The 19,571-nt window shown below is 60.7% G+C and carries 22 protein-coding genes; 15 read left to right on the forward strand and 7 right to left on the reverse strand.

Going from position 1 to position 19,571, the window contains the following annotated elements; genetic code table 11:
• From J5J06_02605 to J5J06_02660, 12 genes are all read left to right on the forward strand, one after another.
• Positions 1 to 2,282: efflux RND transporter permease subunit (locus tag J5J06_02605; GenBank protein ID MCO6435960.1), on the forward strand; the 2,282-nt coding region annotated here is incomplete at its 5' end.
• Between the two features lie 106 nt (positions 2,283 to 2,388).
• Positions 2,389 to 3,141, forward strand: a complete 753-nt coding sequence (locus J5J06_02610; protein ID MCO6435961.1) for a hypothetical protein — start codon at positions 2,389 to 2,391, stop codon at positions 3,139 to 3,141.
• Between the two features lie 15 nt (positions 3,142 to 3,156).
• The gene (locus J5J06_02615) at positions 3,157 to 4,371 is read left to right on the forward strand and encodes an ABC transporter permease (protein MCO6435962.1); all 1,215 of its coding nucleotides are present in this window, start codon (positions 3,157 to 3,159) and stop codon (positions 4,369 to 4,371) included.
• Between the two features lie 272 nt (positions 4,372 to 4,643).
• The gene (locus J5J06_02620) at positions 4,644 to 5,336 is read left to right on the forward strand and encodes an ABC transporter ATP-binding protein (GenBank protein MCO6435963.1); all 693 of its coding nucleotides are present in this window, start codon (positions 4,644 to 4,646) and stop codon (positions 5,334 to 5,336) included.
• 100 nt (positions 5,337 to 5,436) lie between these two features.
• On the forward strand, positions 5,437 to 5,961 hold the full coding sequence (locus J5J06_02625; protein ID MCO6435964.1) for a hypothetical protein: 525 nt from the start codon (positions 5,437 to 5,439) through the stop codon (positions 5,959 to 5,961).
• Positions 5,962 to 6,004: 43 nt separating this feature from the next.
• Positions 6,005 to 6,208, forward strand: a complete 204-nt coding sequence (locus tag J5J06_02630) for a hypothetical protein (GenBank protein MCO6435965.1) — start codon at positions 6,005 to 6,007, stop codon at positions 6,206 to 6,208.
• Positions 6,209 to 6,238: 30 nt separating this feature from the next.
• Entirely contained in the window at positions 6,239 to 8,422 is a 2,184-nt protein-coding gene (locus J5J06_02635) for a heavy metal translocating P-type ATPase (GenBank protein ID MCO6435966.1), read from the forward strand.
• Positions 8,423 to 8,562: 140 nt separating this feature from the next.
• Entirely contained in the window at positions 8,563 to 9,948 is a 1,386-nt protein-coding gene (locus tag J5J06_02640) for a TolC family protein (protein MCO6435967.1), read from the forward strand.
• A 253-nt stretch (positions 9,949 to 10,201) separates the two neighbouring features.
• Entirely contained in the window at positions 10,202 to 10,612 is a 411-nt protein-coding gene (locus J5J06_02645; GenBank protein ID MCO6435968.1) for a winged helix-turn-helix transcriptional regulator, read from the forward strand.
• The gene (locus J5J06_02650) at positions 10,609 to 11,745 is read left to right on the forward strand and encodes an aminotransferase class V-fold PLP-dependent enzyme (protein ID MCO6435969.1); all 1,137 of its coding nucleotides are present in this window, start codon (positions 10,609 to 10,611) and stop codon (positions 11,743 to 11,745) included. Before J5J06_02645 ends, J5J06_02650 begins: the two co-directional genes overlap by 4 nt.
• 12 nt (positions 11,746 to 11,757) lie before the next feature.
• Positions 11,758 to 12,081 (forward strand): DsrE family protein, encoded by a 324-nt coding sequence (locus tag J5J06_02655; GenBank protein ID MCO6435970.1) that lies wholly within the window; start codon positions 11,758 to 11,760, stop codon positions 12,079 to 12,081.
• Positions 12,082 to 12,136: 55 nt separating this feature from the next.
• Complete coding sequence (locus J5J06_02660; protein MCO6435971.1) at positions 12,137 to 12,949, forward strand: class I SAM-dependent methyltransferase; 813 nt, start codon at positions 12,137 to 12,139, stop codon at positions 12,947 to 12,949.
• Between the two features lie 9 nt (positions 12,950 to 12,958).
• On the opposite strand, the gene J5J06_02665 is transcribed toward J5J06_02660, so the two are convergent.
• Genes J5J06_02665 through J5J06_02690 form a run of 6 tightly spaced genes read right to left on the reverse strand, consistent with a single transcriptional unit; the run spans position 12,959 to position 17,227 of the window.
• Entirely contained in the window at positions 12,959 to 13,675 is a 717-nt protein-coding gene (locus J5J06_02665) for a hypothetical protein (GenBank protein MCO6435972.1), read from the reverse strand.
• A gap of 3 nt (positions 13,676 to 13,678) precedes the next feature.
• Positions 13,679 to 14,176 carry a class I SAM-dependent methyltransferase gene (locus tag J5J06_02670; GenBank protein ID MCO6435973.1) on the reverse strand — a complete coding sequence of 166 codons (498 nt, stop codon included), beginning with the start codon at positions 14,174 to 14,176 and terminating at the stop codon, positions 13,679 to 13,681.
• The gene (locus tag J5J06_02675; protein MCO6435974.1) at positions 14,173 to 14,790 is read right to left on the reverse strand and encodes an FkbM family methyltransferase; all 618 of its coding nucleotides are present in this window, start codon (positions 14,788 to 14,790) and stop codon (positions 14,173 to 14,175) included. Before J5J06_02675 ends, J5J06_02670 begins: the two co-directional genes overlap by 4 nt.
• Positions 14,768 to 15,508, reverse strand: coding sequence for a glycosyltransferase family 2 protein (locus J5J06_02680; protein MCO6435975.1), 741 nt, complete (start codon positions 15,506 to 15,508; stop codon positions 14,768 to 14,770). Before J5J06_02680 ends, J5J06_02675 begins: the two co-directional genes overlap by 23 nt.
• Complete coding sequence (locus J5J06_02685; GenBank protein MCO6435976.1) at positions 15,447 to 16,178, reverse strand: hypothetical protein; 732 nt, start codon at positions 16,176 to 16,178, stop codon at positions 15,447 to 15,449. Before J5J06_02685 ends, J5J06_02680 begins: the two co-directional genes overlap by 62 nt.
• Positions 16,175 to 17,227, reverse strand: coding sequence for a glycosyltransferase (locus tag J5J06_02690; GenBank protein ID MCO6435977.1), 1,053 nt, complete (start codon positions 17,225 to 17,227; stop codon positions 16,175 to 16,177). Before J5J06_02690 ends, J5J06_02685 begins: the two co-directional genes overlap by 4 nt.
• Positions 17,228 to 17,302: 75 nt before the next feature.
• Between J5J06_02690 and J5J06_02695 the strand changes: the two genes are divergently transcribed.
• The 3 genes from J5J06_02695 to J5J06_02705 all read left to right on the forward strand — a co-directional run bounded on the left by J5J06_02695 (position 17,303) and on the right by J5J06_02705 (position 19,428).
• A complete protein-coding gene (locus J5J06_02695) occupies positions 17,303 to 18,049 on the forward strand; it encodes a hypothetical protein (GenBank protein MCO6435978.1) in 747 nt (248 codons plus the stop codon).
• Positions 18,050 to 18,112: 63 nt separating this feature from the next.
• The gene (locus tag J5J06_02700) at positions 18,113 to 18,718 is read left to right on the forward strand and encodes a hypothetical protein (GenBank protein ID MCO6435979.1); all 606 of its coding nucleotides are present in this window, start codon (positions 18,113 to 18,115) and stop codon (positions 18,716 to 18,718) included.
• Between the two features lie 239 nt (positions 18,719 to 18,957).
• Positions 18,958 to 19,428: a hypothetical protein gene (locus J5J06_02705; GenBank protein ID MCO6435980.1), complete on the forward strand. Its 471-nt coding sequence runs from the start codon at positions 18,958 to 18,960 to the stop codon at positions 19,426 to 19,428.
• On the opposite strand, the gene J5J06_02710 is transcribed toward J5J06_02705, so the two are convergent.
• Positions 19,386 to 19,571: hypothetical protein (locus J5J06_02710; protein ID MCO6435981.1), on the reverse strand; the 186-nt coding region annotated here is incomplete at its 5' end. The genes J5J06_02705 and J5J06_02710 overlap by 43 nt on opposite strands.

The following is a 19,571-nucleotide window of genomic DNA, read 5'->3' on the forward strand; positions in this document are numbered from 1 at the left end:
TCAACAAGGCCCTCGAAGAACTCAAGGTCTCGCTCCCAGCGGATGTTCGGCTTCTGCCCGGCCTCTATGAACAAAAGGAATTCATTGATCTGGCGATTGAAAACGTGATCGAGGCGCTGCGCGACGGTGGCATTCTGGTCGTCATCATTCTATTCCTGTTCCTCATGAACCTGCGGACGACCTTTATTACGCTCACGGCGATTCCGCTTTCGATTGTGATCACGGCTCTGGTATTTCAAGCATTTGGACTGTCAATCAACACGATGACGCTGGGCGGCCTGGCCGTTGCGATTGGCGAGCTAGTCGACGACGCCATCGTGGACGTGGAGAACATTTTTCGCCGGCTCCGCGAAAACCGCCATAGCGCAAATCCCAAGCCGGCTTTGTTGGTTGTCTTTCAGGCAAGCTGCGAAATTCGCAATTCCATCGTCTATGGAACGATGATCGTGGTGCTGGTATTCGTACCTCTGTTCGCCTTGTCCGGCATGGAAGGTCGGCTTTTTGCTCCGCTTGGCATTGCCTACATCGTTTCGCTTGTCGCCTCGCTGTTTGTGTCATTGACGGTGACGCCCGTACTGAGTTATTGGCTGCTTGGCCGGGCGAAGTTGGCGCACGAGGAGAAAGACGGGCTGTTGCTGCGGGTGCTCAAGTGGATCGCGGATCGCGTCATGCGCGTGAGCCTGCGGCTGTCGTGGCCAATTCTGACGATTGCCGCGATAGCGGTCGGCATTGCTGGCTGGGGCGTCCTTAACCTGGAGAGCGACTTTCTGCCGCCGTTTAACGAAGGGGCCGTGCAGGTCAATGTGCTGTTACCGCCGGGAACTTCGCTGGCAACCTCGAACGCGGTGTCGGCCAAAGTCGAGGAGCGCTTGCGAGAGATCGATGATGTCGTGGCCTTTGTACGCAAGACCGGCCGCGCGGAACTCGATGAGCATGCCGAGGGAGTCAATGTTTCCGAATACATTGCCACAATTGATCCGCACACGGAGCGATCACGCGAGGAAGTTATCGAGGAGATCAGCGAGGCGCTGGCGGATATTCCCGGCATTGTCACCGCTGTGGAGCAACCGCTCGCGCACCTGATTTCGCACATGCTCTCCGGTGTCAAGGCGCAGGTGGCCATCAAACTTTACGGTGACGACCTGGACGCTCTGCGGCGCGAGGCCCAGAAAATGCAGGCGGCGATTTCCGGCGTCGAGGGCGTGCGCGACTTGCAGGTCGAGCAGCAAACCATCATTCCCCAGCTTCGTATCGAGGCGGACGGTTACAAGCTTGAGCAGTTCGGCTTGCGCCGGCTGGATGTGAACGAATTCGTGGAAACGGCGATGCAGGGCGAAGTGGTTTCCCAGGTGCTCGACGGCCAGCGGACGTTCGATCTCCTAGTGAGACTGGATGATCGGTATCGCGAAGACTTGGAAGCCTTAAGGCGTCTGGTGATCGAGCTACCTGGCGGCGGCACGGTCAAGCTGGAAGACGTGGCCCGCATTTACAACGCAGGAGGCCCCAACACGATCAATCGCGAGCAAGTCCGCCGCCGCATCATCGTGCAGTGCAATGTCTCAGACCGCGGGTTGGTCGACGTCGTCGAGGACATCAAGCAGCGGCTGGCTCCGATTGAAGCGAACCTCCTCACGGGATACTTCACCGAGTACAGCGGCCAGTTCGAGAGCCAGCAGTCGGCCTCGCGCATGATTGCCGTGCTGTTCGCAGTCTCCCTGGTCGGCATGTTTCTGCTGCTGTTCAAGATGTTCGGTTCCGCCAACCTTGCGTTGCAGGTAATGATCGCCCTGCCGATGGCCTTCATCGGTTCGGTCGCCGCGTTGTATGTGACTGGTCAGACGCTGACGATTGCCAGCATGGTGGGTTTCATCTCGCTGTGCGGTATTGCCTCGCGCAACGGAATTCTGCTGATCAACCACTATCTGCACCTGGTAAAGCACGAAGGGGAGACGTGGTCGCGCGACATGATCGTGCGCGCGGGGAAAGACCGCTTGGCCCCCGTGCTCATGACGGCGCTAACTTCGGGCATTGGACTCGTACCGTTGGCGATGGCGGCTGGCGAGCCGGGGAAAGAGATTCTCTACCCGGTCGCCACGGTCATCATTGGCGGACTAGTTACCAGTACGCTGTTGGAGTTCCTGGTGCGGCCCGCCTTGTTTTGGACGATCGGCATGGGCGCAGCGCGGCGCGTTGTGGAATCCAGCGAACAGAATATTGTCCTCGTCGAGGAGGGCGACGAAGCACATACGGTTGGGCAACCCGCCGAGCCTCAAGCAGTGTAGTCACTCTTACGAAAGGAATCGAACGATGTGTTACGAAAGTGCGTATGAAACGAGTGCCGGTAACGATCGGCGCAATTCACTACTTTTCCACGGAAGGAGCAAGACCATGAAGGATCAATTCGCTTCGCTGTTGGCGGTTGCGGCGCTGGTGTGCTGCGCGTTGTCGCCACTGACGGCCTCAGCGCAGTCGAACAGGGCGGTCGCGGATGTGTTGTCCGCCGCGGCGCAGCAACAGAAGTTCGCATTCGTGATGTTCTGGAAACAACAGGACGCGGCTACGGATGCCGCTTACAAGTCGCTGCAAACGCATCTGACCGCCCATGCGGACCGGGCCACGAGCGTTGCCGTACAAGTAACCGACCCTGCACACCGCGACATCGTGGAACGGTTCAACGTCAGCCGTGCTCCCATGCCGCTGGTACTGGCCGTTGCGCCCAACGGCGCGGTAACTGCGTCCTACCAAAGCGCTCCGACTGCACAACAGGTCGCGAGCGCCTTCGTCACGCCGGCAGCGGCGAACTGCCTGAAAGCCCTCCAAGACGGCAAAGTTGCGCTCATGCTTATCCATCCCCGCGAGGATGCACAGGCACCGCAAGGCGCGCAGCAATTCCTCGCTGACCCACATTTCAGCAAACGCACTACTTTCGTTCGTTTGGTGTCCGCAAACCCCGACGAGGGCCAATTCCTGCAAAAGCTTGGCGTTTCGCAGCAGGAGGCCAACGGCTGTGTCGTCATGATGGCTCCTCCAGGCGTCTTCGTGGGTAAGTTCCCGGTGAGTGTCACCGGCCAGGAGTTGGCCAAGAAGCTGCACGCTTCGGGGAAATGCTGCGATGACGAGAACTGTAAGCACAACCGCTAGATCAAAGGAGTGATCATGAATTTGCGAACGATGATTTGGAAGGAGTTGCGGGAACGCCCTGTTGCGATGTTCGCCAGTCTGGTGGCGATCCTGCTCGGCGTGACCGCGTTCGTCGCGATCCGCAGTGTCGGCGTTTCTTCGGAGCGGGCCGTCGCCGAAAAGCTTGAAGCGCTCGGGGCGAACGTCCTGATGCTTCCGAAAGACGTAACTTTGCAGGATTACTATACGGCCGATCTGAACACTCAAAACCTCCCCGAAGAGCATGCCAGTCGGCTCGTGCTGGCGAATCTGGAAGGCGTCGAGCATGTGTCGCCCCGGCTATGTATTCCGGCCGACGTGAACGGCGGGACCATAACCCTGACGGGAATCCTGCCGCAGTCAGAGTTTCAAGCGCAAACCGCCTGGGGTGGCGTGCAACTGTTCTCGAACAGCCATGCCGGTTGCAAGCGGGCCAAGGTGAATGAGATCGGCTCTTCGCCGGAATCCCTGGCAACTAATCGTGTTGTTCAGGAATTGAGCGAGGGCGAAGTGCTTATGGGAGCCGAGGCTGCACAGCGCGCGGGCGTCCACAAGGGAGACAAGCTGACGCTGCTGGGCAAGTCGTTCACCGTCGCTGGAGTGCTCCCTGTCCAGGGCACGGTTGACGACGGTCGCGTTTTCGCCCATCTGCACACGGTGCAGGAACTGGGAGATACGGGTCCGGTTGTCAACGCGATTGAGATCATGGGCTGCTGCGAGGATGTCGCGGGCGACCTCGTCGGCCGGCTCCAAGAGATGTTTCCCGACACCAAAGTCATTACGATCTCGCAGGTCGTCCAGACCCAGGTGTCGGTCAATCGCACGATGAATCGCCTTTCGTTGCTCTTGTTCGCGGTACTCATCGCCATTGGCGGTGCGAGTATGGCGACGGCCATGTATGCCAACGTCTCGGAACGGCAGCGCGAAGTCGGCACATTGATGGCCCTGGGCGCAACACCTGGCTTCGTGGTTCGCTTGTTTCTCTGGAAAGCGGCCTTGCTCGGTATCTTGGGCGGCATCGGCGGCGCTATTGCCGGGACCGTCCTGGCGGTCGGCTTGGGGCCGCGGATGCTCGACATCCCGGTGGCCCCCCTTCCTCAATTGGGCCTGATCTCGGTCGGCGTCGCCGTCGTGGTCACGCTCTTGGCCAGTTACTTGCCGGCGCAGCGGGCTGCAACGCTCGATCCGTGCCTTTGCTTTAAGGAGGTCTAGCCTTGTGCCATCCTCATTTGGTTTTCAACGAATAACTACCCAACAGGAGCAGGCCATGTACCGACACACAATTCGCCTCGCTGTGGTGCTTTTCGCCCTCGTTGCAGCAACGCTCGCGGGGTGTCAGTCAACTGGGGGTTCTCGCACGGTGTCGAGCCCATCGTCGTCCCATAGCAACTGTCCCAGTTGCAGGTAGGCGATCCGGATTAAGGTGCCGCCGCTCTATCGCGGCGGGCGTGGCAAATACTCAATCTCAAGGAGAAATTGACGAGATGTACTCTTTAACGAACGTTCAAAAACATTACACAAAGCGTGGCCAGCAGGTCACCGCATTGTGCGATGTCAGCTTGGAGATCGAGTCCGGAGAGTATCTGGCTCTGGTCGGCGCGAGCGGCAGCGGAAAGACGACATTGCTATCGATTCTCGGAGCCATGCTCGCACCAAGCGACGGAGTGCTCCACTTTGATGGGCAATCGCTCTATCAGATGACGGTTCGCGAACGTGCCAGCCTCCGGCGGCAGCGGTTTGGGTTCGTGTTTCAGACGTTCAATCTGATTCCCTACCTGACAGCACTGGAAAACGTGCAAGCGCCGATGATGCTCTGCGGCATCCCTAAGGCCGACCAGGCATGCAAAGCCGCCGGGTTGCTCGATCGGTTCGATCTGGGCGACCGCATGCACCATCGACCATCGGAGTTGAGTGTGGGACAACAGCAGCGCGTGGCGTTGGCCCGAACGCTGGCAAATGACCCCCGCATCATTCTAGCGGACGAGCCAACTGGAAACCTCGATCCGCAGACGCGAGACGTGGTGCTGGCGACGCTCGATAGCTTCCACCGCGAGGGCCGCACGATCATCGTCGTGACCCACGATCCGGCGGTGGCCAAGCGTGCCCAGCGGCGGCTCTCGCTATCAAGTGGCTCCATCGTGGATGACTCTTCCTGTGTCTTGAGCAAATGCGCGTAGTAATACGCAAAAGATGGTCGCCCTCACTATACGCTGCCTGTTCGGGGGCCAGTGGAGCAGGCTTTCACACTTCCCAACTGAGGAGAAGATGATGTCGAAAATGCAATGGATGACGGTCGCCGGCGGGTTGCTAATGGCGCTGACAGTCGCTGCCGGTTGCAACCAGAATGCCAGCGGGCCGGCGGTCCCACCGGTCAACGGCGGCGAAGGGCATGCGGACCACGCCGAGCACGCCCATGCTACCGTAGGCCCTCATGGGGGCGACCTAATCGAACTGGGCAACGAAGAGTACCACGCCGAACTGTTGCATGACGAAAGGGCCGGCACCGTCACAATCTACATTCTCGATGCCCACGCAAAGGCCGCCGTGCCGATCGATGCGACGGAACTGACGATCAACCTGAAACACGACGGACAGGCTGAACAGTTCAAGCTGGCTGCATCACCAGACGCAGGTGATCCGCCGGGAGAATCGTCGCGGTTCACTTCGAGCGACGCTGAGTTGGGTGAAGACCTTGAGCATGAAGGAGCCGAGCCCCAACTCGTCGTCACGATCAACGGCAAGCAGTATCGGGGAAAGATCGAGCACGGTGATCACGGACACGAGGGTGGCCACAAGCACTGATTGGGAATTCTCTCGCACGACAGCAAAAGAGAGGAGGCCACGGATGGCCGATACTGAACAACGCGGACGCAAGCCGGTATTCGATCCTTGCACCAGGAAGCTGCTGGCCGACTTGATGCGACAGAACGGCGCACGGCGAGCGCGCGAGCTTGCCCCCGTCTCCATTTCGGTTGGCACCCTTCTGAAGATTGCCGGGGAACATGGCATCAAGCTCAAGAAAGGACGCCGACCGAAAAGCGCGGCGTAAACGCTGGCAGGATTGGTCCGAAAGGTAACGATGGGCGACACGAACATCCGTCATTTTCGCATAGCGGGCATGGACTGCGCCGAAGAAGTCGCCGTCCTCAAACGCGAGCTGGGACCGCTGGTTGGAGGAGAGGAGCGACTTTCCTTCGATGTGCTGCGCGGGCGGCTGACGCTGTCTGCTGAGGCATCGGACGTCGGCTCGCGACAAGTGATGGATGCTGTGGCAAAAACAGGGATGCGCGCCGAACCGTGGAGCGAGGCGTCTTCAGACGCTGCACGGACGGGATTGTGGCAGCGTTGGGGACGTGCGGCGCTGACGGGCTTGAGCGGCATGGCCATTGCCGTCGCCGTCACGCTGCATGCATGGCTCACCGGCAGTGTGACGGCGGCCTTCGGCGCGGAATCGACGACCGTTCCGTGGGCAGTGAGGATTGTTTACGGGCTGGCGGTTGTGTCCGGCGCTTGGGTCGTCGCCCCGAAGGCCTGGTACGCCGCGCGGCGGCTCCGGCCGGACATGAATCTGCTGATGATGGTCGCTGTGCTGGGCGCGGCGTTGATCGGAGAGTGGTTCGAGGCGGCTGCCGTCGCTTTCCTTTTCTCGCTTTCGTTGCTGCTGGAATCGTGGAGCGTCGGTCGGGCACGACGTGCCGTGGCGGCACTAATGGACCTAGCGCCGCCGACCGTCCGGCTTCGTACCGGCGACGGCGAGGAATCGCTGGTCGCGCCGGATGAGGTTTCGGTAGGTGCGACATTCATCGTCAAGCCGGGCGAACGCATCCCGCTCGATGGCGAAGTGCTGGAAGGCAGCAGCCACGTTAACCAGGCTCCAATTACGGGCGAAAGCAAACCCGTTGTTAAACAGGCCGCAGCGAGCGTTTTCGCTGGGACGATCAATGGTGATGGGGCCTTGCTGATCCGCTCTAGCAAGCCGGTTGGTGAGACCACGCTGGCGAATATTTTCCGCTTGGTCGGTGAAGCGCACTCGCGGAAAGCGCCGTCGGAACAGTGGGTGGAAAAGTTTGCCCGCGTTTATACGCCGGGAGTCATGGCAACAGCGCTGGCCGTCCTGCTGGTTCCGCCGGTGTTGTTCGGCGGCTCCTGGGAATACTGGCTCTATAATGCCTTGGTTTTGCTCGTCATCGCGTGCCCTTGCGCTTTGGTGATTTCAACTCCCGTCAGTATTGTCGCCAGCCTCACGGCGGCGGCACGGCAAGGGGTCTTGGTGAAAGGGGGCGTCTTCATTGAAGCGCCGGCCCGGTTGCAGGCCATCGCTTTCGACAAGACGGGAACGCTGACGCAAGGCAAGCCTAGCGTCGTGGAAGTCATTCCTTTGAATGGGCACGACGAAGCCGAACTCATGGAACGAGCACTTGCTTTGGAATCACGGAGTGAACACCCCTCGGCCCACGCGATTGTCGAGTACGCCACACAGAAAGGAATCAAGGCGTCTCCAGCCGATGACTTCCAGGTGATTCAAGGGAAGGGTGCTGAAGGGCACTTTAATGGAAGGCTGTTCTGGCTCGGATCGCACCGCTACCTGGAGGAGCGTGGGCAAGAAATCCAGCAGATCCATGACCGGCTTGAAGAGATGGCGGGGACGGGGCGTTCGGTCGTGGTTGTCGGCAACGAGGAGCATGTGTGTGGATTGATTGGGCTGGCCGATACGATCCGCCCTACCACACGCCACACCCTCGAACGGCTCCGAGAGGCCGGAGTCCAACATCTCATCATGCTGACGGGCGATAATGCCCCAACTGCCCGAGTAATCGCGGAACAGGTAGGGCTGACGGAATTCCGCGCCGAATTGCTCCCCGAAGACAAGATCGCGGCCGTCGAAACCCTGGTTTCCGAGTACGGTAATGTGGCGATGGTTGGTGATGGCGTCAACGACGCCCCGGCTTTGGCGCGGGCTTCGGTGGGGATCGCGATGGGAGCCGCCGGAACGGATGCCGCCATCGAAACGGCCGACATTGCCTTGATGACCGACGACCTATCGCGATTGCCCTGGTTGATCCAACACTCTCGGCGCACGCTGACGATCATTCGCCAGAACATTTCGTTTTCACTGGCGATAAAGGCTCTCTTCGTCGGCCTGACGTTCTTCGGAATGGCATCGCTATGGGCGGCAATCGCAGCAGACATGGGAGCATCGTTGCTCGTCATCTTCAATGGCCTGCGGCTGCTCCATCCGGGCAATGTGAATGCACAGAGTTGAGGTCGAATGGTGGAAGACTGGCGATATTGGCGAAGAGTAAAGGGTTGTCGCATGGAAATTGAATTGTGAAGTAGACAGCGTCGAAGCAAATGATGCGGTAGGGAATCGCCGCATTTTCGGAATAGGAAGGGAGTCCGACGATGGCCGATGATGTTTCCACAAAACGCCTTAGGCGATGGCGTTGGTGTCGCGCTGCGATTTCTCTATTTGGTGCTTGGGTTACTCTCGCCGCGATTGTTGATGGGCAATGCGCACATGGCCAGCAACCTGTGGTGAGCGCCGCTCCACAGCCACCCATCTTGCCGACGCCGGAACCTGAGACAGTTCCTCCTGGAACGCCGCAGCGCTTGCTACAACTGGCGGACTTGGAGCACATGGCCATGAACGCGAACCCGGCAATCATCCGGGCGTCGGCGCTCGTCGGCGCAGCACGCGGGAACCTCGTGCAAGTAGGTTTGCCGCCGAATCCGACCGTTGGCTATGACGGCCAACAACTGGGGAGTGGTGGACGCGCCGAACAGCACGGGATCACGTTCAGCCAGGAAATTGTCCGTGGCGGTAAACTGCGGCTGAATCGGGCCGTGGCGGAACAAGAGATGGCCCGCGCTCAGCAAGAACTGGCGGTCGCGCAGCAACGCGTGCTCACGGATGTGCGGGTAGACTTTTACCAAGTGCTACTGGCGCAGCGGCAGATTGACCTCACTGAGACCTTGGTCCGAATCAGCAGGCAGGGAGCGAGCGCGGTTGATGCGCTGGTCAAAGCGAAGGAAGGGACACGCGCGGACGTGCTACAGGCTCAACTCGAAGTTGAGAATGCCCAAGTTCTCGCGCGCAATGCCCGCAACCGGCATGACGCGGCGTGGCGAGGCCTCAGCGCCATTGTTGGTCAACCCGACTTGCCGCAGCAGGCCCTTGACGGAGATGCCTATGCGCCGCCAAAGGAGATCGAATTCCACGACGCCTTGGGGCGATTGCAATCGACAAGCCCTGAAGTCGCCGCGGCAATGAGTGAAATTAGCCGGGCCCGCGCCGCGCTTGAACGGGCACGCGTCGAGCCCATTCCCAATGTCAACGTGCAGGGGCTAATCAACGTCGTTGACAACGGCATTGCCGGCAAACCAGATGCAGGAGTTGCCGTATCGATACCGATTCCTGTGTTCAATCGCAACCAAGGGGCAGTTCTCAAGGCTCAGCATGAAATCGCCGCTGCGGAACAGGCGCTTCAGCAACTCGAACTGGGCCTGCAAACGCGGCTGGCCCCCGTTTTCGAGCGTTATGACAACGCCCGAAATCAAGTGGAGCGTTACCGCCAGGCGATTTTGCCTGCGGCCCAAGAGTCGTTAGAACTCACTCGCAAAATGTACGAAGCGGGCGAGGCAAACTTTCTCTCGCTCTTGACAGCGCAACGGACGTTTTCGCAGACCAATCTGAACTACCTAGAAGCAGTGCGCGAACTGCGAGTTTCAGAGACCGAAATTGAAGGCTTGCTCCTCCGCGATAGTCTTATTAACGGGCCGGCAAGGTAGAAACCAGAATTGTCACTACACCGATCCAATCACACATGCACGAGTTGGCAACCCAAGGTGTCCGATGATTCGCCCGATAACATTCCGCCGTGCGGCCATTCTCGCCCTGTAGCCGATGTTTTGAATACGGCTAAGGATTGGAAACACCTCTCGGCGCGTTCTGCGGAAGTGTTGATTGAACCCGACACGCCTTGCAGCGTCAGCTATCCGGCGATAATATTCGGATAATCGAATATCCGAATTAGAGGCCCCAATGCGCGATCCATCCACCGACAACTTGGTCGCCGCCGCACTGCTGAAGGCGTTTTCTCACCCGACGCGGCTGGCCATCTTGCAGGAACTGATTGCTGGTCCAAAGTGCGTAACGGACATGGAGGAGATTCTCCCCGCACGGCAAGCCAACATCTCGCAGCACTTGGCTGTGCTGCGCCACGCCCAACTTGTTGACTACGCTCAGGACGGTGCGCTGCGTTGCTACTACCTCTGCCGCCCGAAGTTGGTCGAAGACATGCTCACTCTCGTCGCTCGGAATGACCAGGCTGTAAAACGGACCTCGGCCGAAATCCAAGCCGACAAGGACCGATTGGCCGCTGCGCTCGCGCGTTCCGCAGCCCCGGACAAAAAGGCGACCAAGCTACGTCGAGGGAGCGTCCGAGCAAAATGAGACGCATCTACCTGGATTACAACGCGACGACGCCTTTGGCCGCGGAAGTGGCCGAAGCGATGGAGCCGTTCCTGCGTGCCGCGTTTGGCAATCCATCTAGTTTGCATTGGGCCGGAATCCCCGCTCGCGACGCGGTTGAGGAAGCCCGCTCGCACGTCGCATCGCTGCTCAGTTGCGACGCGACCGAAATCGTTTTCACATCGGGTGGAACCGAGGCGAACAATCACGCGATTAAGGGGCTGTTTTTCGCACGCCGAGAAGCCGGAGCACCCTTCCACATAATTACCAGCCAAGTGGAACATCCGGCCATCCTTGAACCCTGCCGATTTCTCGAAGCCTTGGGTGCGGAGGTGACTCGCGTGCCGGTTGATCGCTTCGGGGTGGTTGACCCCGACGACATCCGCCGCGTAATACGACCACACACAGCACTCGTATCGGTGATGCATGCCAATAACGAAGTCGGATCGATCCAGCCGATTGCGGCCATTGCGGCGATAGCTCACGAACATGGCGTCCTTTGTCACTCCGACGCCGCACAAACTGCGGGCAAGATCACCGTCGACGTGGAGTCCCTGGGCGTCGATCTCCTTTCAATCGCCGGACACAAGCTCTACGGCCCCAAGGGAGTCGGCGCTTTGTTTGTCCGCGAAGGCGTCGGCGTGGAGCCACTGTTGCACGGGGCTGGGAATGAAGCCGGCCGGCGAGCGGGAACGGAAAATATCCTGGAAATTGTCGGCCTCGGAGCCGCCTGCGTGTTGGCTCGCGAGTGGATCGACGACACCAGCGTCTGTCAGCTTCGCGATGGGTTTTGGGCAAAGCTTCAAGAGGTGTTCGGAAAGAGCGTCGTGCTCAACGGGCATCCAGACTACCGCCTTCCGCCGCACACGCATCCCAAGATGGAACGGGTCACGGTCATCTCCGGCACCTTCAACATTGGGATGGGCAAGAAGTTCGACCAGTCCGCAACCAAGGCGATGACCGCAGGAACCTACGGCTATTGGGAGCCTGACATGGAACACTTCGTCTGGATCAAGGGAGAGACGGTGGCCCAGTTCCACGGCATCGGGCCGTGGGTCATCAAGTACGTCGATCCCAAAGACGACCCGCGCAATCAAGCGAAGGAAGGCAAGTAGAGGAGAGGCAGAATGAAGCTTGGCATCTGTATTTACTCGAATGATTCCGAAACCGTGTGGAATGCGTTTCGGTTCGCGAACTACTCGATCAAGCACTTCCAGGACGAGGTGCGGGTGTTCTTGTTGGGAAAGGGCGTCGAGGCCGAAACGCTGGACACCGACAACTTTAAAGTGACCGACCAAATGAAGTCACTCGTTGTGTCCGGTGGATCGATCAAGGCCTGCGGAACCTGCCTCAAGTTGCGGCAGTCGGAGGGTTCGGAAGTCTGTCCAATCTCGACGATGCAGGACCTGCACGAGCTGGTTGCGGAATGTGACAAGGTCCTGACCTTCTAGCTCCTCGTGATCGGCTGCCTCGATACCATCAACCTGTTATCCCCGGAGTATTTCTATGAATCCGAACAAAGCGCTTTGGGAGAAGGGCGACTTTACCCGAGTCGCCGAGAGCATGAGGGACAGCGGCGAATCCCTGGTGCAGCGACTCGGTATCACGAAGGGAATCAAGGTCTTGGATCTCGGTTGCGGCGATGGAACAACCGCATTGCCAGCAGCGCGACTTGGAGCGGACGTGCTGGGGGTCGATATCGCGACGAACTTGGTCGAGGCAGGGAACAAACGGGCGCAAGCGCTGGGCCTCGCCAACTGCACGTTTCAGGAGGGCGATGCGTGCGATCTGCGCGAATTGCCAGACCAAGCGTTTGACCTCACTATCAGCATCTTTGGAGCGATGTTCGCGCCGAAGCCAATTGACGTTGCCAAGCAAGTCGTGCGCGTTACGCGACGCGGCGGACGAATCGTCATGGGCAACTGGATTCCCAACGATCCCACGTTAGTGGCGCAGATCTTGAGAATCAGCTCGACGTACACGCCGCCGCCGCCCGAAGGATTCGTCAGCCCGATGAAGTGGGGCATCGAGACCGAGGTGATTGAGCGATTCGCCAGCGCAGGTGTCTCTGCCGAGAGGATCACCTTTGTCCGCGACACTTTTAGTTTCGCTCACCCAGGCCCACCTACCGCGCTGGTGGATGTGTTTAGAAGGTTCTATGGCCCGACGATGAACGCCTTCGAGGCCGCCGAGAAAAACGAACGGGCCGAAGAGCTTCAAACGCAGCTGGAGGACTTGTTTACAAGCCAAAATACGAGTCCCCGCAAAGATACGACCCTGATTCCCGCGACCTTCCTGCGCGTTACGGTCTCGCTCTAACAGGTTTCTCTACGGCGGCGAAAACGATCCGGCGATTAGCTCGCCCGCCACCCAGTGTGTTCTATGATTTGCCCGATACCACTCCGGCGTCCTGCCGTTCTCTCCTTGTTCGTATCCGATGTTCTGAATGCGACTCAGCGTCGGGAACACTTCGCGGCGGGTGCGGCGGTAGTGCTGTTTGAACTGGCAGGTGAAGCACTTCTTGTTGCGAGTACACCAATTGGCGATCAGCCAGACGAGACGGCGGCGGTCTACCGCCCAGCCCCAGGGCGACCAGATCGGGCGGGTTTGGCAGGAGTGGCTTTGCTTGGGGTGGGGTTCCGACTTCGGCTTGTTGTAGCCCGATGCCAAGAGAATCTGGTGCCCGTCGGACGACTTCACGTCTGGGATCAGGAGGTCGCGAACCGCCCAGTCGAAATACCGGAGAGCGTCGGGGCTGGGCACGGTGTCGTCCTCTAAGTGGACGATCACGTCTGCGCGAACCTGGAACGCGCGGAACAGCGCGTCGTGTGTGTTCTTGTTCAGGCCGAGCCGGTTGCGATTGACCAGCAACCGCGATTCGCAGGCGCTGAAGTCGCGAAATGCCCCGATCACTTCCTCGTGTCCCGGTTCGACGTTGGGTAGCAGAACCCAGTCAGCGATGCCGTCGCACTTCGCGAGCGCATTGAGCACCTCGCGGGTGTAGGCAGGCCGGCGATATGCGGTCATGGTGATCACGCGGAGCATGGATTACCTCACCAACAGAGTTTGGCGGCCACTTGAGACGATTTGAAATCCGTCGCTCAATGCCGCGGGAACGACGAACTCGGCTTTGCCGAATCGGGGCACATCGGTGTCATCGATTAGCAAGACAGATCGAGGGTTCAGCGTCGCGGCTCGATACGCCTCGTAGTGCCATTGCCGGCCGCCATCGCGGTCGGGATGCGGGCCGTCGAGATACAGCAAATCGATTCCGACCGGGAACGAACGTAGAAAGGCTATGGCGTCGGCCAGCACGCACATCACCGTGGGGCGGTCTGCCGTCAACTCGCGCGTGAGATTCACCGCCTTGGGATCGTTATCCACGGACCACACAGTGGCGTCGTGCGGCCATCGCAAGGTGCTATGCCCATCCGTGGTGAACCCTTGGCGGTTGCGGATCGCGCCGACCTCAACAATCAGCCGCCCGCCTCGTTCGCAGAGGGCGCGGCTCGCTTGGTCGAACAGGAATTCACCGTTGCGAGTCATGGTTCGTCCCTGTGGATGTAGATGGCGTCCTGATGCGTCGCGTGGCGGTTGTATTCGGCCACGCGCCTGTACCCGCTCGCGGTGAGAAAGGCGTCCAGTTCACCAGGATCACACCAGCCTTCCGAGGGCCGATGGCCGTCGCGGCGTTCTTCGAGATTGATCCACCGGACCCGCCCAGACGCCAACAGTCGCGATCCGCTGCGAAACGCTGCGAGCTCGCTACCCTCGATGTCGATCCACAGCAGGATGCGGTCCGGCCGGCCCATCTGCTCGTCGAAGCGGTCGAGCGTCCAGACCTTCACGTCGCACGTCTTGTTGGCATACGGCACAGGGAACAGGCTGCAACATTTGAGATCGTGCGTCGGCACATGCAGCGTCGCGGTGCCCTCCACCTCACCGATCGCGACCTGGGCCAGTGGGCCGGGAAATTTCTCCTTCACCAAACGGGCATGCTGGTCGGGATGCGGCTCGCAGCCGTAGATGCGCATCGCTGGAAACTTCGCCCCGAGAAACTGCCATTCCGTCTTCGGGCCCACGCCGATGTCATACATGGCGTCGGGCGTTCTCCGAATGAATCGCGAGATATAGGTCTCATTGAGCGCTTGAATGTTCATACGTTTCCTCCATCTGCGTGGGCCAAGCGGCGGCGTGTAGGGCGAGCCAATCCTGCGACCAGCGCGGCGTGATCGTGGCGGCGCGGCCGGCGGCGATCCGGCCGAGCCGTTCGTAACCGTCCTTGCCCAGCGCCGAGATGTGGTGCGAATGGGCCGTGTACCAGCGATAGACGTAGCTCGGCCGCGTGTCGTGCTGGATCGGATCGGCCCGCCGCAGGTTCGCCGCCTTGAACCGCTTGAGCAGCCCCTGGTCCTGGCCGCTCTGCATAAAGGGATAGCCGCAGACCCGGTCGAATGCCTCGCGACGGAATGCCCACGCGCCGTGAAACAGATACTGGTTGGCCTTGCGCTCGAGGCGATTCCGTTTGTCGCTGTAGATGACGGTCGGGATCGTGTAGTCGGCCTCGGCCAGCGCCGAAGCGGCGGCGCTCAGGTGCCAGGGGAGATAGATGTCGTCATCGTCCCACACGCAGTAGGCGTCCACGTCGGCCGACACCAACGCCGCCGAGGCGTTGCGCTTTTCGCCGAGCGTGCGAAACCGCATCGGCAACGAGACGACCCGCCAACCGTCGCCGCGCTGGTTGCCGTACTGGCCGGCGTCATCGAGCACGATCAGTTCGCGCAGTTCGGCCGGGTAGTCCTGGCGGACGAAGCACTCAATGGCCTCGGCCAGGAGCGTCGGACGCTTGTACGTGCAACAAATCGCGGCGATCTTCATGCGATTCTCCTTTGAGCCAGGCTTCGCAGGCCCGCATCAGGCGGCTGCGGTGGGCCAGATGCGCGGACCAGTTGCGGCCGTGAATGGAATGCGGAGCGGGCAGTTCGGTGACGGGCAAACGATGGACGCTGTTCATGCGGCCGGAGTAGCGCATCGCCGTGTAGCTGAAGAGGATGTCTTCGCCGTTGCCGACGGGTTTTCCTTCGCGCTGGATCAACTCGAACTCGGGCGCAACGTCGAAGAAGTCGGCGGCGTAGCGCCGGGACGCCACGAGCGCCCGCGTCAGCACCACCGGCGCGTCACCGTTGGCCACGTTCCGCGGGTCGTAGGAACCATCAGTCTTGGGACGACGCCCGAAGATTCCGTGCAACACGTCGGGGTCTCGTTGCCAGGCGTCGTACAGGCCTCGTAGCGATTCGGCAGGCAATTCGAGATCGTCGTCCTGAATGAGAACGCACTGATGTCGCGCGAGGCATGCGGCGGCGAAACGGGTATAGAGCCCCAGGTCTTGCTCGGCGTTGATCACCTTGGCCCAGTCGTGGCGGAACCGCTCGGCCGCGTTGTTGTTCCAGACGATGGCCTCAGAAACGATGCCGCCGTCGTGCCAGCCATCGACGATGCGGGCAACGTTTGCGGGACGTTTCCAGTTGAGAATGACGGCGGAAATCATGCGGCGGCCCTCCGTTCAACAGCCAGCGAATCAAATAGACGTTGCCAGCCGGCCCAGATCACATCGGGGCTGGCGAGCTCATTGACGAGCCGCTCGCGGGCAGCGTGGACGATCCGCATCCGCAGGTCTTCGTCGTAGGCGAGCATGGCGGTGTAGTGGGCCAGTTCCTCGTCGCACTTGCCGAGGAACCCAGTGACGCCGTGCTGGATCATTTCGCGCCAGCCCCATTCGTTCTGCGTGACGATGGGCACGCCCATCGCCATCGCTTCCAAGCCGACCCGGGGCCAGTTCTCGCGAGCGCCCCCGTTGACCGGCAACGTGCAATGCAGCTGGCGGAAGAAGTCCTGCGCTGTAATCGCCATTGGTTTGAGGCAGTCCGACCAAGCCGGCGATTTGCCGAGCTTGGCGTGCGTCTTCTCATCCATTCCGAGCATCAATGCACGCTTGGGCCGGTACTGGATGCGTTCGTAGATCGGCCAGGTGTTACTCGACCACTTGTCGCCGTCGGGCCGGGCGGCGCGGCCGACGACGAATGCTTCACCAGCGGCGTGCGGCCGCGGGCTGAAAGGCCATTCGTCTGCATCGAACGCGCCGCGGATCAGATGCCCTTGCGCTGGCTGGTAGCCGAACTCTGCCAGCTGCGGTTCAAGCTGCCCGCGCTGGAACTCGCTCTGGAACACGAAGGCGTCGAACGGGCCGCTGCTGCGATAGAAATCCCGCTCGGCGTTGAACAGCCAGGTCATGCAATTGACCCAGACCATGCGGCAGCCCAGCTCTCGCAGACGTTTGGCATTGGCCAGGAAGGCGCTGTTGCAGAAGCTGACGACCGTTCCGCCGGCGAGGCCTGGGACCTGTCCCAGCGTTTCGGCTGTGGCCGCATGGGTGACGCAGCCGAGCGCATCGAGCCGCGTCTTCCATTTCTCGTCGGCACCCCATGTCGGGATGAGGTGGACCTCGACGCCGAAGCGCCGCCAAATCTTCACCGTGTGCCACGCCTCGGTGCAGGCCCCGCCGAGATCGCCGGGATAGCCCATCAAAAACACTTGCATTGAACGGTTGCTCCTTAGGACGAACTGCCGGGCGGCGGACCGCTCGACGGGGCTGAACTGGGTGGACTTGAGGATGTGGGCGGCGCACTCGACGGCGCGGAACTCGTCGGCGGGCTGGATGGCGTGTGCGAATCGCTCGACGAGGACGAGCTTTCGCTGGACGAACCTTCGCCCGAGGGCGTCGGAGGCGAACTGGAGGTCGGCGGCGAACTCGACGTGGGCGGGCCGCTGCTGGGGGGCGAGCTGCTCGTTGGCGGATCGCTGGAATCGGGATCGCTGCTGGAGTGGCCGTCACTGGATGACTCGCCACTCGACGAGTCGCCGCTGGATGATGAAGGTTCGCTCGATGACGAGCTGGCCTCGCTGGAACTGCTCGAAGATGAACTGCTACTTTCGCTTGACGACGACGAACTGCTGCTCGAACTGCTCGACTCGGAACTGGACGACGAAGGTTCGGAGGAACTGGAGCTCGACGAAGAACCTGAGCTTGAGGAGCTTGACGATGAGCTACTGCTCGACGACGAAGAACTCGAAGACGACGAACTCGATGAGCTGCTGCTCGAGGAACTACTGCTGGACGACGACGAACCGGACGAGCTGCTCGCGCTGTCCGACGAACTGCTTTCGCTCGAACTCGACGAGGAGGGTTCCGACGAACTGCTGCTGCCCGATGACGATGACGAAGATGACGAACTGGAGCTGGAGGAACTGGACGAGCTACTCGACGAACTGGAACTGCTAGAACTCGACGAGCTGCTTTCACACGGTTCGCAGCAATCCTCGCGTACCCACTCGCCGCGCTCCACGCGGGTAGCGTTGTGAACTTCCACGGGCCGCTTCATCAACTTGTTCTCGGCCAGGCACTGGACCTCGAAGAGTTGCAGCGTGCTGTCGCTACTGCTGCCGCTGGATGAATCGCAGCAGACCGGCACCGTGCAGGGCGATCCGGGCTCCACGCTCCGCAATTGGCCGCAGACAAACGACCAGCGTTCGGTCGGGAACGTGATCGAATCGCCGCTCCGCATCGGACACGGAATCAGCACCTCCAGCACGGTCGTCAGCCCCTGGCCGGGCGGACAGGGGCCGCTGCTCGATGGCTCGCTTGAGGACGGTTCGCTACTGGATGATTCGCTGCTCGACGACGGTTCGCTCGAAGATGGTTCGCTGCTGGAGGACGACTCACTCGAACTGCTGGACGAGCTGCTCTCGCTCGAGGAGCTGCTGCTTGATGATTCGGATGAGGACGAGCTCGACGAGGAACTGCTCGACGACGACGAAGAACTACTGCTGGAGCTTGACGACGAGGAACTGGAAGAATCGCAGCAACCTTCGCCGAGCTGCACGACTTCCCATTTCTGGCTGTCGGCTAGCCACTTCGCCCAGCCATACGTGCCCGCGGGGACGCTCTCGGCCTCGACGCAGCCGCAATCGCCGCCCGATGTACCTCCCGCCTGGCACACCTTGGGGCAAACGACGCCGAGCGAGTCGTAAAGCGTGAACGGGCAATCGGCTTCGCACCACTTCGGCGTCCCGTCCACGGTTTCGCTGTACGCGATCCGTATTGCTTCGGCGCTGCCGCAGCGGGCCAGCGGCGTCAGCAATTTGAAGCGGCGGAAGTCATCGGGGAAGTTTGAGAGGCGCACGACCGCCCACTGCTTTCCAAGCCCGCCTTCGCGCCACAGGATGCGGGCGGAACCAACGGGCCGACTGAGCAGCACCGTGGGATCGTCGTGCTTCACGTCGGCGAACTCGTGGCACTCGTCTTCGACCTCGATGTATGCCGGGCAGGTGCCGCTGACCCAGGCCCGGCCAATCTTGCCGACGCGCAGCGGGTCGAGCAGGATCATGAACCGCCCGAAGTGGTCGGGGTGCTTGGGCTTCACGCCGACCAGCGCCACCTGGTTCTTGAACTCCCGCAAGTGCGATCCCGGCGGGATGATGGGCGACGAGATGCCCAGCACATGGAACCGCAGCCGGTCTTCGCCGCTGCCGTTGCGTATCTTGATGATGTCGGCCTGCCGAATCTGATCGAGCGCGTCGGCGAGCTGGTCGTGCTTCTTCCCTTTCTGGGCGCGGACCGTGTCCAAGAAGGAGTTCCACACTTCGGAGGAGAACTCCAGCGGCTGGCCGGTCTGCGTCTTTTTGAAGCGGTCGCCCATTACGTCCCGATCCCCAGGCCAGAGAAGTCGCCATACTCGTAGACCTGCTCGACATAGGCCGCGATCGGTTTCTTGATGAGCGTTTTGGCCGCGTTGTCCTCTTCGTCGGCGAACCGAATCCAGAGGTAGTGCCAACCCTCTTTGTTGGCGACCACGATGTTTCCGAGGTGCAGATCGGTGACGTT

Source organism: Phycisphaerae bacterium (assembly GCA_024102815.1).
GTDB lineage: Bacteria > Planctomycetota > Phycisphaerae > UBA1845 > UBA1845 > JAGFJJ01.